The organism is Rhizobium sp. CECT 9324 (assembly GCF_918741265.1).
In the GTDB taxonomy this organism is placed as follows: domain Bacteria; phylum Pseudomonadota; class Alphaproteobacteria; order Rhizobiales; family Rhizobiaceae; genus Allorhizobium.
The window spans coordinates 1-13,008 of the sequence record NZ_CAKKMZ010000001.1 but is presented as its reverse complement, the minus strand read 5'-3'; the positions used below and the strand labels follow the sequence as shown (position 1 = coordinate 13,008).

17 protein-coding genes are annotated in these 13,008 nt (G+C 61.0%); 12 read left to right on the top strand and 5 right to left on the bottom strand.

Going from position 1 to position 13,008, the window contains the following annotated elements; genetic code table 11:
- Nucleotides 1-901 precede the first annotated feature (901 nt).
- Genes LQ231_RS00085 through LQ231_RS00075 form a run of 3 tightly spaced genes read right to left on the bottom strand, consistent with a single transcriptional unit; the run spans nucleotide 902 to nucleotide 2,536 of the window.
- Nucleotides 902-1,480, bottom strand: a complete 579-nt coding sequence (locus LQ231_RS00085) for a cob(I)yrinic acid a,c-diamide adenosyltransferase (protein ID WP_230173188.1) — start codon at nucleotides 1,478-1,480, stop codon at nucleotides 902-904.
- A gap of 5 nt (nucleotides 1,481-1,485) precedes the next feature.
- Nucleotides 1,486-1,683, bottom strand: a complete 198-nt coding sequence (locus LQ231_RS00080; RefSeq protein ID WP_113142907.1) for a twin transmembrane helix small protein — start codon at nucleotides 1,681-1,683, stop codon at nucleotides 1,486-1,488.
- Between the two features lie 28 nt (nucleotides 1,684-1,711).
- A complete protein-coding gene (locus tag LQ231_RS00075) occupies nucleotides 1,712-2,536 on the bottom strand; it encodes an SDR family oxidoreductase (RefSeq protein ID WP_113142908.1) in 825 nt (274 codons plus the stop codon).
- 90 nt (nucleotides 2,537-2,626) lie between these two features.
- Between LQ231_RS00075 and LQ231_RS00070 the strand changes: the two genes are divergently transcribed.
- Nucleotides 2,627-3,523, top strand: a complete 897-nt coding sequence (locus tag LQ231_RS00070) for a YihY/virulence factor BrkB family protein (RefSeq protein WP_113142909.1) — start codon at nucleotides 2,627-2,629, stop codon at nucleotides 3,521-3,523.
- Here the strand turns inward: LQ231_RS00070 and gluQRS are convergent.
- Complete coding sequence (gene gluQRS / locus LQ231_RS00065; protein ID WP_230169819.1) at nucleotides 3,491-4,384, bottom strand: tRNA glutamyl-Q(34) synthetase GluQRS; 894 nt, start codon at nucleotides 4,382-4,384, stop codon at nucleotides 3,491-3,493. The two genes, LQ231_RS00070 and gluQRS, sit on opposite strands and share 33 nt — an antisense overlap.
- Before the next feature lie 105 nt (nucleotides 4,385-4,489).
- Here gluQRS and LQ231_RS00060 point away from each other — a divergent pair, with 105 nt between their 5' ends.
- Entirely contained in the window at nucleotides 4,490-5,134 is a 645-nt protein-coding gene (locus LQ231_RS00060; protein ID WP_230173187.1) for a DNA-3-methyladenine glycosylase, read from the top strand.
- Nucleotides 5,135-5,230: 96 nt separating this feature from the next.
- Entirely contained in the window at nucleotides 5,231-5,788 is a 558-nt protein-coding gene (locus LQ231_RS00055; RefSeq protein WP_007599738.1) for an HNH endonuclease, read from the top strand.
- A 48-nt stretch (nucleotides 5,789-5,836) separates the two neighbouring features.
- On the opposite strand, the gene LQ231_RS00050 is transcribed toward LQ231_RS00055, so the two are convergent.
- On the bottom strand, nucleotides 5,837-6,349 hold the full coding sequence (locus LQ231_RS00050) for a disulfide bond formation protein B (protein ID WP_230169818.1): 513 nt from the start codon (nucleotides 6,347-6,349) through the stop codon (nucleotides 5,837-5,839).
- 856 nt (nucleotides 6,350-7,205) lie between these two features.
- On the opposite strand from LQ231_RS00050, the gene LQ231_RS00045 reads away from it, so the two are divergent.
- The 9 genes from LQ231_RS00045 (at nucleotide 7,206) to LQ231_RS00005 (ending at nucleotide 12,913) form a co-directional block, all read left to right on the top strand.
- Nucleotides 7,206-7,409, top strand: a complete 204-nt coding sequence (locus tag LQ231_RS00045) for a hypothetical protein (protein WP_230169817.1) — start codon at nucleotides 7,206-7,208, stop codon at nucleotides 7,407-7,409.
- Nucleotides 7,410-7,455: 46 nt separating this feature from the next.
- Nucleotides 7,456-9,975 carry a DNA-directed RNA polymerase gene (locus LQ231_RS00040; RefSeq protein WP_230169816.1) on the top strand — a complete coding sequence of 840 codons (2,520 nt, stop codon included), beginning with the start codon at nucleotides 7,456-7,458 and terminating at the stop codon, nucleotides 9,973-9,975.
- A 131-nt stretch (nucleotides 9,976-10,106) separates the two neighbouring features.
- On the top strand, nucleotides 10,107-10,415 hold the full coding sequence (locus LQ231_RS00035; protein ID WP_230169815.1) for a hypothetical protein: 309 nt from the start codon (nucleotides 10,107-10,109) through the stop codon (nucleotides 10,413-10,415).
- A gap of 16 nt (nucleotides 10,416-10,431) precedes the next feature.
- A complete protein-coding gene (locus LQ231_RS00030; RefSeq protein ID WP_230169814.1) occupies nucleotides 10,432-11,052 on the top strand; it encodes a hypothetical protein in 621 nt (206 codons plus the stop codon).
- Complete coding sequence (locus LQ231_RS00025; protein ID WP_230169813.1) at nucleotides 11,052-11,288, top strand: hypothetical protein; 237 nt, start codon at nucleotides 11,052-11,054, stop codon at nucleotides 11,286-11,288. The genes LQ231_RS00030 and LQ231_RS00025 overlap by 1 nt, the downstream gene beginning before the upstream one ends.
- Nucleotides 11,289-11,374: 86 nt before the next feature.
- Nucleotides 11,375-11,860 (top strand): hypothetical protein, encoded by a 486-nt coding sequence (locus LQ231_RS00020; RefSeq protein WP_230169812.1) that lies wholly within the window; start codon nucleotides 11,375-11,377, stop codon nucleotides 11,858-11,860.
- A gap of 73 nt (nucleotides 11,861-11,933) precedes the next feature.
- Nucleotides 11,934-12,140, top strand: coding sequence for a hypothetical protein (locus tag LQ231_RS00015; RefSeq protein ID WP_230169811.1), 207 nt, complete (start codon nucleotides 11,934-11,936; stop codon nucleotides 12,138-12,140).
- Nucleotides 12,137-12,640 (top strand): N-acetylmuramoyl-L-alanine amidase, encoded by a 504-nt coding sequence (locus LQ231_RS00010; protein ID WP_230169810.1) that lies wholly within the window; start codon nucleotides 12,137-12,139, stop codon nucleotides 12,638-12,640. Before LQ231_RS00015 ends, LQ231_RS00010 begins: the two co-directional genes overlap by 4 nt.
- Before the next feature lie 27 nt (nucleotides 12,641-12,667).
- Nucleotides 12,668-12,913 (top strand): helix-turn-helix domain-containing protein, encoded by a 246-nt coding sequence (locus tag LQ231_RS00005; protein WP_230169809.1) that lies wholly within the window; start codon nucleotides 12,668-12,670, stop codon nucleotides 12,911-12,913.
- Nucleotides 12,914-13,008: the final 95 nt, after the last annotated feature.

The window sequence follows — 13,008 nt, the reverse complement described above, 5'->3', positions numbered from 1 at the left end:
GGATGGTTTGAGCCAGCCCCGATCCCAACGGCCATCGGGCGTGCCTCAGGGGCACACAAACAAGGCGCCGGACCCGGTCAAACGGGTCTGGTGACAAAGACGGCGGGAGCTGGGATCGTAAATGACCCGCTCCCCGGGCGAGGGTCAGGTCGGGATGTGCGCACATCCGCCGGAAACCTGAAACCTCCCGGGCACCCGGCCAGGACGTCTCAACGAGACGTTTCGGACCCGCGCCCGGTTGACGACGAGACGCCAAGTTTCGTCGGCCAAAGCCGCCTTGCCAGAGAGACGCATGCAACCGGCAAAAATCGCCGAACGGGGCGCCGGAAGGAGCCATATAAATTATTCAACAGGTTGCTTCTGGCGCCCTGTCCGAGACTGCCACCATCCCCGGAGGAGGAAAGTCCGACCGGTGTATTGGCATGGGATTTTTGAAGGTTCTGAGTGATGAAGAGGACGTTGAACCATGTGGATGGAAGTCGAAGCGTGGCCGTAGCAACAGTCTTGCCGGCAGCCGTCAGCGCCAGTTCGCCCCCCTCTGTCGGCTCCGCCGACATCTCCCCCACACGGGGGGAGATCACCGAGACCTCGGCGCAAGGGAGAGGATGGTGACCTTGGTGCAAGGGCGACAAAACACCGACAGTCAGAAATTCCTCGTCGCACCGGCCTCATTTGCACAAGCTATCCGGTTGGACGAGCGGCCAGCCACCTGCCGATCTCCCTCCTTGTGGGGGAGATGCCCGGCAGGGCAGAGGGGGGTGTCGCCGGGTTGGATGGGTCTTGCCGAAGGGGCAAACGATCCAGAGAATCATCTGCCGCGACGAACGAACGGCAGGGCAGAAGGGGGATTGCGAGGCAGAGTTCATCGTCCGTGGGACAACTGACCGTCGAATACACCCCTCTACCGGTTCTTCCCCGGCACCCACAACACATCCGCCTTGCCGTCGTCATTGGCGTGGCGGGCGGCGACGAAGAGGAAGTCGGAGAGCCGGTTGATGTATTTCAGCGCTGGCGCGTCGACCAGTTCGCCCTCGATATGCGACAGGTCGACCATGATGCGCTCGGCCCGGCGGGCGATGGTGCGGGCGAGATGCAGGTGGGCGGCGGCCGGCGTTCCTCCGGGCAGGATGAAGGATTTCAGCGGGTCGAGGCGGGCATTGATCGTGTCGATCTCCTGCTCGATGCGATCGACCTGCCCCTGGATGATGCGCAGCGGCTCGTAACTCAGCGCCTCGCCTGTGTCGGGGGCGGCGAGATCTGCACCGAGATCGAACAGGTCGTTCTGGATGCGCATCAGCATCGCGTCGAGGTCGGCGAGACCGGCCGTGTAGAGGCGGGCGATGCCGATCGCCGAATTGGTCTCGTCGATCGTGCCGTAGGCATCGACGCGCAGGTCGTGTTTCAGGCGGCGTGGACCCGATACCAGGGCCGTGGTGCCGTCGTCGCCGGTGCGGGTATAGATCTTGTTGAGCTTGACCATCGGCTTCAGCGCCCGCCGCCGGTCAGCCACAGCGTCAGCATGATCAGCGCGATCGCGACGGCCTGCAGCACGATGCGCGCCTGCATCAGCTTGTTCGAGGTATTGCCGCTGCCGCCCTTGAGCATGGTGAACAGCCCGCGAATGAGAACGAGCACGACCAGGCCCATGACGATCAGGGTAAGCGTAGTAAGGAAGGCTGACATGGCGTGTTTATGCCCTTGTTGGTGCTGGTCAGTCCAGCGATCGCATCAATCTGTAGAAGAGGTCTGCCGGCAGCAGGCGCTTGAGCAGTGCACCCTGTTTTGCCGGCTTGGTCACGAGGTAATGTGGGCGCGCCCGCGACGCGGTCAAGGCATGAACCAGGACTTTGTAGACGGCGTCCGGGCCGAGCTTGTGGCGGTTGACCGGGCCGGTGCCGTCGAGCCGCGCCAGTTGTTTGCTGTAGTCTGCGGCGTGGGGCGAGTTCACAAGATCGATATTCTCGCGGATTTTTGCCAGCGCATTGGCGGTGAAGCGGCTTTCGATCGGCCCGGGTTCGATCAGGCTGACCTGGATGCCGCTGCCTTCGAGCTCCATGCGCAGGGTCAGGCTCAGCCCCTCCAGCGCGTATTTCGACGCGGTATAGGCGCCGCGCCAGCGATAGGGCAGGAGGCCGAGGATCGACGAGCATTGGACGATGCGGCCGTGGCCCTGAGCGCGCATGAAAGGGATGACACGCCGCGTCAATTCGTGCCAGCCAAAGACATTGGTCTCGAACTGGCGGCGCAAAACCTCGGTCGTCAGGTCCTCGACGGCGCCCGGCTGGCCATAGGCGCCGTTGTTGAACAGCGCGTCGATGCGACCGTTCGTGCGCTCGGCGACGATCTCGACCAGCCTTGCGATGCTGTCGGCGTCGGTATAGTCCATAACGACTGCTTCGATGCCTCTTGCTTCGAGTGCTTGCATCTGGTCCGGGTTGCGGACCGTGGCGAAAACCCGCCAGCCATCGCGTTTGAGGGCTTCGGCGCAATAGGCGCCGATGCCGGACGAACAACCGGTGACGATGATGCTGGGCAAACGAGACCTCGTTGTTCCTGTACAAACGGGAACGGGTTTCCCATATTCGTCGGCGCGTGACAATCGGCGCGCCGCAACCAAGGAGACGGGATGCCGGCTTTTTTCCGCATGCTCTACAAGGTCAGCTACGATGCCCTCTACCACTTCACCGAGGACGACGGCTGGGCCATGGCGAGCCATGTCTCGCTGTCGGCGCTGCTTGCGGTCTTTCCCTTCCTGATTTTCGGCACGGCACTGGCAAGCTTTCTCGGCGCAGACATGTTTGCCGAAACGGCCGTGCACATCATTTTCGACACCTGGCCCGAGACCATCGCCAAGCCGCTGTCGGATCAGGTGGTCGAGGTGCTGACCATTCCGCGTGGCGGCCTGTTGACGGTGTCGGTGCTGGCCGCGGCCTATTTCGCCTCCAATGGGGTCGAGGCGCTGCGGGTGTCGCTCAACCGTGCCTACCGCGTGCCCGAGACGCGACCGTGGTACATCACGCGCCTGGTCTCCTTCGGTTTCGTGCTCGGTGCGGTCGTGGTGCTGGCCGCCATCAGCGCGCTCCTGGTCGCCGTGCCCGTGGCGCTCGCCTTTGCCGAGACCTGGTTTCCGCTGTTGAAGGAATTCCTGCTGACGGTCGCCAACTGGCGCGTCTATGGCACGATCGGGCTCCTGGTGATCGGCCTTATGGTCTTTCACCTCGGCCTTCCGGCCGGACACCGGCATATCCTCGACGTGTTGCCCGGTGTGCTTCTGACCCTGGTCCTGTGGCTGATCGGGGCTCTGGTCTTTGCTTCCTATCTCGCCAGTTTTGCCAATTATGCCGCGACCTATGCCGGTCTTGCCTCGGTGATGATCGTGCTGGTGTTCCTCTACATGGTCGGGGCGATCTTCATCATCGGTGCCGAATTCAATGCCGCGCTGATGAAGTTTCGCGTCATGCCGTCGCGGCGCCGCAAGCCGCCGGTGCGTTCAGAGGCAGACCAGCCGGCGGATATCGGCTGAGGACCTGCCCTGCTGCCGAAGTGCTGCCAGTGCGGTATCGCCCTGGCTTTTCGACAGTTTTCGCCCATCCGGGCCGAGCACCAGCCGATGATGATAGTATGTCGGCGCCGGCAGGTCGAGCAGCAGCTGCAGCAGCCGATGCACCGAGGTTGCGTGAAACAGGTCCAGCCCGCGCACGACATGGGTAATGCCCTGCGCGGCGTCGTCGAGGGTCACCGAAAGGTGATAGCTCGACGGCGCATCGGAGCGCCACAGCACGACGTCGCCCCAGGCGGCCGGATCGGCGGCGATCAGACCTTTTTCGCCATCGCCCGTCTCCTCCCAGGCAAGTGGCGCCACACATGCCTGTCGGGCTTCGACCAGAGCCCTGTCCATATCGAGCCGCCAGGCATAACGGTCGGCGGTGGCGATCTTCTGCCGACGGATCGATGGATCGAGATGCCGTTCGTCCGTCGGATAAAGCGGCGCTCCGTCGGGGTCGCGGGGCCAGATTTCGCCACGGTCCTCGACTGCTGCAACCTTCGCCTTGACCTCGCCTCGGGTCAAAAAGGCGGGATAGACGAGGCCGCGTGCAATCAGGTTGTCGAGAGCTGCGCGGTAGAAGGCGAAATGCTCCGACTGGCGCCGGACCGGTTGTTGCCAGTCGATGCCGAGCCACCGAAGATCCTCAAGGATCGATCGTTCGAATTCGGGGGTACAGCGCAGAACGTCGATGTCTTCCAGGCGCAGCAGCAGGCGGCCGTGCATCGCCTTGGCCATATCGGCATTGGTCAGGGCGGATAGAGCGTGGCCGAGATGCAGCCGGCCGTTGGGGCTCGGGGCAAAACGCAGGATAGGCTCTTGGCGGACAATCGGGATCATGGTCCTACTTGGCACGAAACGGGTTGCGCCGAAAAGTTGCTCCGGCAAAAGATCGCGTGAGGTGAGGCCGCTGCGAATCGGCAGAAGATACAGGATGGGAAATCTCTGGTGATCATCCGGAACGATGCGGATCTCAAATTCGGGCTTGAGGCGCTGCTGGCGGTCGACCCCAGCCTTCGGACGATTGCCGAGGGCTGCGGCCAATTGCCGCTTAGGCTGTCGTCCGCCGATTTTGCCGGGCTGGCGTCGATCATCGTCTCGCAGGTGGTGTCGCGGGCCAGCGCCGATGCGATCTGGCGGCGGATGACATCGGTGCTCGGCGAGCGGCCGACTGCCGCCGGCTATCTCGCACTGGATGCGGCCGTCATCGGCGGGTTCGGGCTGTCGCGCGGCAAGGCGGAGACGCTGCGGACCGTGGCGAGCGCCGAGGCCGAGGGCCGGCTCGCGCTGGCCGAGATTGCCGGATTGGAGGCAACTGAGGCCATGCGGGCGCTGACGCAGCTGAAGGGCATCGGCCCGTGGACAGCGGAGGTCTATCTGATGTTCTGCGGCGGCCATGCCGATATTTTTCCGGCCGGCGACGTGGCGCTCCGGATCGCCGTCGGCCATGTGCTGCTGGACGGACGGCGACCGGAGATCGCCGAGGTCCGGGCAATTGCCGAGGTGTGGTCGCCGTGGCGATCGGTCGCCGCGCGGCTGTTCTGGGCGCATTATGCCGGCCTCACCGGCCGGGTCGCGGTGCCCGCCTGAGCGCAACATCGGGCATGGAAATTATTTGGGCTTCACAATGCTGTAACAACAGACCTAATATAGAAATGCAGATGCCGAATCGATCAGGAGAACGCCTTGACGATCGCAGTTTCGCCCCAGGCCCTGCCGGCGCTCGTCCTGAACGCCGACTACCGGCCACTGAGTTATTATCCCTTGTCGCTGTGGTCCTGGCAGGACGCGATCAAGGCGGTCTTTCTCGACCGTGTGAACATTATCGCCGAATATGATCAATCGGTCTGCTCACCGAGCTTTTCGATGCGGCTGCCGAGTGTCGTCAGCCTCAAGACCTATGTGCAGCCGACACGCAATCCGGCCTTTACCCGCTTCAACGTCTTCCTGCGCGACAGGTTCGAATGCCAGTATTGCGGCTCGGAAGACGACCTGACCTTCGACCATGTCATTCCGCGCGCCCATGGCGGCGAGACGACCTGGGAAAACGTCGTGGCGGCCTGTTCGCCCTGCAATCTGCGCAAGGGCTCGAAACTGCCGAGACAGGCGAGCATGTTCCCGCATCAAAAACCCTACCGACCGACGGTGCAGGACCTGCACAACAATGGCAGGCGCTTTCCGCCGAACTACCTGCATGACAGTTGGGTCGACTATCTCTACTGGGATTCGGAACTGCAGCCGTAAGCGTTCAGTGACGCTTTCAAGGCCGCAGTCAACGGCGCGTGCGGGCTGTCAACCGCGCTTGCGCACGGTGGCCCAGATGGCGATTGCGGCAAGCCCAGCACTGGTCAGCACATTCCAGCCGGCAAAGGACAGGCCGAGCACCCGAAGCGTGGCTTCGGTGCAGGATGGCGCCTTGGTGCTGTTGAGCGCTTCGAGCACATTGGTCGGTGTCGCGCCACCGGTCGCGCCGATGCTGCAGCTCGCCGGGCCGTCCCAGAACTTCCACTCGACGCCGGAATGGTAGATGCCAAGCCCCATGCCGACGAGCATCAGCACGGCGATGACGAGGAAAAGACCGCGAACGACCGCGGGCGGCAGGCGCAGCGCCGCGGCGATGATTGCCGCCAGTCCGACGCCGATGCCGATATAGTAGGGATTGCGCTGCATCAGGCAGAGGGCGCAGGGCACATAGCCGCCAAGGTGTTCGAAGCCGAGCGCCGATCCGACAATGACCGCCATGCCCAATGTGAGAAGGCAAGCTGCGGCGAGGTCGGAATTTGCAAGCGTGGCGGGAAGGCGCATCGGATTTCCTTCGAATGACGGGTTTGACCGGTGGATGCTGTTGCGCATTGCGGTCAGGGCATGGCGTTTGCTGCGCCGGGCATCGGGCAGGAGGGTCTGTGTTGCCAAGGCGGCGCGGCATGTGCCGTTTCCGATTTCAGCAGGCCGTTTCTAGTCAAGCGACCGAGGACTGTAAATGGCCAGCCCCATGGCCGCGTCATCCTGCAACGGAACTTTCATGTGATCGCCGCGCATGGCAAAAAGGTGGTTGACCAGCTCGGCTTCCTTCGTATAGTCCGGCGCTGTCCACCCGGCGTTTGACGCTTTGTGCCCCATTGGCGGAACTGGTAGACGCGCTCGACTCAAAAGCAACTCCCCATACTACGATCTTGCACACAATGTGCCGAATATGGTAAGGACCTCAGTCATGCGCTTCTGCATCGTCACTACGCATCTACAGACCCTGGTCGCTCGCATCCGCCGAGTTGTGCCACCGAATGCCACAGCCTGGAGACCCTACGCTTCGACCGGAAGCAACCTCTCTCAGGACGAAAAGTGGAGGAGCCTCAAGCTCCGTAAGCGGCGCATGAAGGTGGACTCTGAGGGACGTTGGTGGCTGATAGAGGAGCGCCAGTGCATGTACACGGGAGCCATCTTCCGGAGAACTAGAAGGATCACGGAATGAAAGACCACCACTGCCGAATCAAAACAGTGACCCTACGTCCTGGACGAGAGGTATTCCCTGCCGCCCAGAAGACCGTACGAGTTACTCCAGGGGACTACTTCCGGAAGGTATCCGCTCTGGTCTGGGAGCGTACCGACCTCTCTACCTACGTCAGAACTTCACGCTGACACTACGCATCTACATGGAGTCGAAATGATCAAAGCAGCAGCATTCACAATCTTCATCGTATCCCCGCTCGGGCACGTAGAGCCTCTCACACAGAGACCCGACCAGTATAACCGCTTTACCACGGAGGAGGCGTGTCAGGAGGCCAAAGTTCTGGTGAAGGACGCCCTGAAGCAGGAGCAGATGAACCTCCATCTTGCCTGCCTACCTTCGTCGTTCCAGAGGGACTGACCTCTCTTTAATTGCACACTACGACATTACAGCACGAGGAATATCCATGAACCAGCACGTCGAAATCGCGGCACACCTCCACACTCGCTGGGAGGATCAAGTGGCACTCGAAGAGGAGATGCTGACTGAGGGGAAGAAACGCGCCCAGCAAAGGATCGACAAGGCCAAGGAGAAGCAGGACATGACACGCCTGCGTCCGTACCGGAGTCTGGTCACCGAGTGGGTCACGCCAGTGGCAGACGGCCTGAAGGATTGGATCACGAAGGCAGGGACTAAGCGCGGCGTGAAGCCCATCGCACTACCACGTCTTCAGGAGCTTGACCCCGAAGTCGCCGCCCTGGTCGCGCTCCGAGCGATCCTCCGCATGATGGCCATTGAGCAGCGGCACGTCCTGGCCATCGCCGTAGAGATCGGCACATGGTGCGAACATGAGGCCCGCTGCAAGAAGTGGAAGGAGGAGGAGCCGGAGGACTGGAAGAAGACCGCCGCACACTATGCCGAGCGAGGCTCCAACGCGGCACACCAGCGCCGTTCCCGTATCTCCCTATTCAACAAGTACATCTGGGAGAAGATCGGATGGATCGAGTGGACCGAGACCGACCGTCAACGGGTAGGGCTGGAACTCATCAACATCGTCATCACGAAGACCCGCCGCTTCTACATCGCACAGGACCCGTCCTGGGTACCTAAGAAGGGAAAGAGCTACGGCTACATGAAGCGTCCTTACATCCTGGAGGCAGACGAGGGTCTACTCACATGGATTAAGACGGCGATGGACGGAGAGCTTGTCTTCGCACCGACCTACATGCCAACCCTCATTCCGCCCTTGTCGTGGACCGGCCCGCGTGACGGCGGATACTACACACCATTCGTGAAGCCACCCTTCATGATCCGCTTCAAGGCGAACCACCAGGACCAGCGTCAGAACGCCCTGGAGGAGTACGAGGCGCTGGACATGCCGGAGGTCTACAAGGCCCTCAACCGTGTGCAGTCCACACCGTGGAAGATCAACCAGCGGGTACTCGACGTAGCCAAGTACTTCTGGGACCGCGACCTCGCGCTTGCCGGTATCCCACATCAGGAGGAGGAAAACGTAGAGGAACGTCCAGCCCACCTCACAGACGAGGATAAGGGGACGGAGGAGTACATCGCCTGGGCACGTCGAGCCTCCGCCGCAAGGGCCAGGAATGCACAGCGGATCTCCGTCGCGATGTCCTTCGAGAGAACCCTCAATATGGCCGTCCGCTTCAGCAAGGAGCCTGAGTTCTTCTTCCCGCACATGCTGGACTTCCGGGGACGCATGTACCCGATCCCGTCCGATCTCTCTCCTCAAGGGGCAGACTTCCACCGAGGCGTCCTGACGTTCTCCCGTGGGAAGCCAATTGACGGTGACGATGCACAGTGGCTCGCCATTCACCTCGCTAACACCTTCGGGGTGGACAAGGTGGCATATGATGACCGCGTGGCATGGACGACCGAGAGGAACGACATGTGGAGGTCCATCGCGGCTGACCCGACCGGCGACCGGAGGTGGATCGGAGATGATGACGACGACAACTGGCAGCGCCTTGCGGCAATCCTAGAGTGGGCGAGGTGGCTCGAAGAGGGGGAAGGTATGGTTTCCTCCCTCCCAATCCGCGTGGACGGAACCTGTAACGGTATCCAGCATCTCAGCGCCATGGTCCTGGACGAGAAGGGTGCCGCCTCGGTTAACCTGATCCCTGGCGACAAGCCGAATGACATCTACCAGGACGTGGCCGACAAGGTGACCGAGGAGCTATTCCACCGGATGCCGGATCGCTTCGCCGGTCTCTGGCTGGAGTTGTTCGATGGGAGGGCAAAGCGCGATGTTACCAAGCGCCCCGTGATGATCCTGCCGTACGGTGGGACCAAGAACGCATACTTCCGGTACACCCTGGAGTGGCTCAAGAAGAATGACCCCGATGGGATCATCAAGGGGCTAGATCGGGAGGACAGGAATGCCGCGATCACATACCTGACAGACATCCTTTGGGTCTCCGTATCGGGTACCGTGACTAAGGCCGTCGAGGTCATGACGTGGCTCAAGGACTGCGCCAAGGTGGCATCCAAGAAGGGCCTTCCTCTCTGGTGGAGGACACCGGCTGGCTTCTACGTGCGCCAGTTCTACGCGAAGATGCAGGATGATCAGATCAAAACCAACCTTGATGGGCAGACTATAAAGTTGTCCACCCGAACAGAGACTAAGGAGCTTGACACAGCAAGTCAGGCCCGAGGGATCGCTCCGAACTTCGTCCACTCAATGGATGCCGCCGCCTTGATGCTCTGCGTCAACATCGCCGCTGATCGTGGGGTGGAAAGCTTCACGTCAATCCACGATGCCTACGGGACCGTTTGCGCGGACATGTGGCACCTCGAAGCATCGATCCGACAGGCCTTCATATGGACCTACTCCGAGCCCGTCCTGGAGAACTTCCTGGACGCCTGCCGCCAAGTCGCTGGCCCTCGCGCCGAGTTTCCCCCGCTGCCCTCCTTCGGCAACCTAAACCTAGAGGACGTCGCCTCTTCGCTCTATTTTTTCGCCTGACACTACGACATTACAAACAATAGGACTGTACTTGAAAATCCCATATCGCCAGCTTCCTTCACGACAACACAACGTCCAACACTACGACATTGTTCCGTGATGGGGCTGGCCTTTTCAAGCGAGCACGAGGAATGACCAACTCACTGTCTAACCGCCTGGACCGCGACAAACTCTTGATGATCCCCAGGGACAGGGTGGCGAGCGTTGCTCACGCCCTTCTCAGCGGAGCCAACCATGAGCCCCCCGCCGAACTGACAGCAGGGATCGCCGTCCTCTTCTACGCAATCGCGGAGCGCAATGGCACCGACCCGGAGGAACTCTACCACCTGGGCCGGAAGCTGATCACCGATCCCTCCGCCTATCACGACAAGTCCAACGCCCAGATGGAATCCCTCCGCGACTTCTTCGGTCTGAGGGTCCGCAACGAGCCCGTCATCTAAGGAGACACCGAGACACATGGCAAAGTATCACATCTCGCCGGTAGGCCCACTGATCCACCCCTGGCTCAACAAGCCTGACACCAAGTTCAATTCCGATGGTCTCTTCCACACCGACCAGCGCCTCTCTGGTGACGCCGCCGAGAAGCTGGCAGCGAAGATCGAAGCCGCTTGCGTCGCCGCACTCCAGGAGCACACCCAGGAGATGAAGCCGGGTGAGGCCAAGAAGTGGAAGCTCTACGTTCCCTTTGAGCGGATCGAAGATGACGAGACCGGCGAGCCGACCGGAGACGTTGTGTTCTCCTACAAGCAGAACGCCAAGATCCCCTCGAAGAAGGAGACCTCCGGCTTCAAGGACGTCAAGATCGAACTCCGTGACTCCAAGGACAACGTCATCGACGTGTCTGTCTGGAATGGCTCCGAGGGCCGCGTGATGTTCTCGATGCGCCCCATCGTCATGGTCTCCTCCAAGGAGGTCGGGGTACGCCTGGACTTCGCCAAGGTACAGATCACCAAGCTGGCCAGTGGGTCCGGTGGTGGCGGTCGCGGCTTCGGTGAGGTCGAGGACGGCTTCGTGGCAGACGGTGAAGACCAGGGCTTCGGCCAGTCCGCCGACGAGGAACAGGGTGGTGACTACTGATGGGGAAACCTCGTCACCCGTTCAAGCGGGGTCAGACCATCCGCTGCATCCGCGCCCCTGAAGTAGGCATCCCGATCACCGAGGGGGAGAACTACACCGTCAAGCGGGCCTTCATCGGAGACCCAGACGGATGCGAGCGGACTGAGATCCCAGGGATGGAGAACACTCCTGGTGTCGAACTCGTGGAGCTTCCGGAGAACTACTTCACCGCAGATCGTTTCGAGGAGGCGCACTGATGGAGACTCTCCTCGTCTGCATCATTCTCGGTGTCATCGTGGCGGGTATCATTGAGGACCGCTACGGGTGGGACATGGAGACCTAGATGGGAGTCTCCAAAGGTAACTGGCGACAGGCACGGAAGGTGAATGCCCCCAAGACATCCCAGGAGGTCGGACTTCGGTTCGGCTTCCGGTCGGGACTTGAGGAAATGAACGCGAAGTTCCTGGAAGACCAGGGGGTGAAGGTCAGTTTTGAGTCGTTCAAGATACCATACACGGTACCCGAGACGCGGCGGAACTACACCCCAGACTTCCCACTGCCAAACGGCATCATCGTTGAGACCAAGGGCAAGCTGGAACCTAAAGACCGGGCCAAGCATATCCTCATCAAGCTTCAACATCCGGATCTCGACATCCGGTTCGTCTTTCAGCGGCCCTTCGACAAGATCATCAAGGGCTCCAAGACGACCTACGCAATGTGGGCTGAAAAGCATGGCTTCAAGTGGGCCAGCCGGATCATCCCCAAGGCCTGGATCGAGGAGCGGGGACCGAAGCGCAAGCCTGAGGATATTTTGGGTCTTGTGAAATAATTCCTATCGACAGAGGGGCAGAGGCACGTTAGGAGAATGTTCCTAGTTTGTTCTACCCAGAGGAGATTGAGTAATGCTTCCTACACCAACCCCACCGACCCTCAAAGATCGCCTGAACGCAACCCAAATGTCGCCCCTGGGTGGCGGGACCGATAGACAGGCCATCGAGTACGCGATGGGCCACCTGGAGGACTTCGAAGCGTTGAACTTCCTCAAGGACTGGCTCAAGGGGAAGGTCTGGCCCGAGTTCAAAGCGTGGGCAAATGGAGAGACAGATTGACCGTACCAATCAAGTACAAGACGCGGGAGAAGACCAAGAGGGTCATCCTGCACGACAGCCACACCAGACCAGATGTGTGCTGCACCGAGGACGTTCCGAGATGGTCCGTCCTGGCCCATGAGGGTGGCCTAAAGATGGGCATCCTTTCCATCGGCTACCAGTTCATCATTGAGCGGGACGGCAGCGTCACAGAGTGCCGCCCGCGTGACCTCGTAGGCTCCCACACCCCCGGCCACAACATGGACTCCATAGGGGTCTGCCTTGTAGGTGGCCGCGAAGAGGACGGCGGGGAAGGGGTGGACAACTTCACCCAGGAGCAGCGCCGAGCGTTCCTCCGACTGTTCAACGAACTGGTGCAACACTACGGCCCATTGGACCTGAAGGCGCACTCTGAGGTCCAGAGGTTCCGTCACCGCGACCATCCTCCGTGCCCACCCATCGACATGGATCTCCTCCGGGAGGACGTGGCTCTCTTCGCCCAGGGTATCGACTTGGGCTGACACTACGACATTACAGGAAGACAGCAAGTGACCCAGAACTTTCTCTCGGACGCCACGATCTACAACCTCTCTCCCCAACAGCGGCTCATCTACGACTACCTGATGACTGGCCGTGCGCTGACACGTCAGGTCGCGATCAACACGCTCAACGTCCAGGAGGTGACCACACGCATCTCCGAACTGAAGCGCCTCGGGCTGGAGATCAAGTCCCAGTTCAAGAAGGACTTCGGCGGTACCCGCTACAAAGCCTACTGGGTGGAGACCGAGAAGTGACAGCAGACGCAATCGTTGTGGTGACGATCTACCTGACCATCGTCCACATCCTAGCCTTCAAAGGCCTCCTCCACTTCATTACGGGGGACTGATGA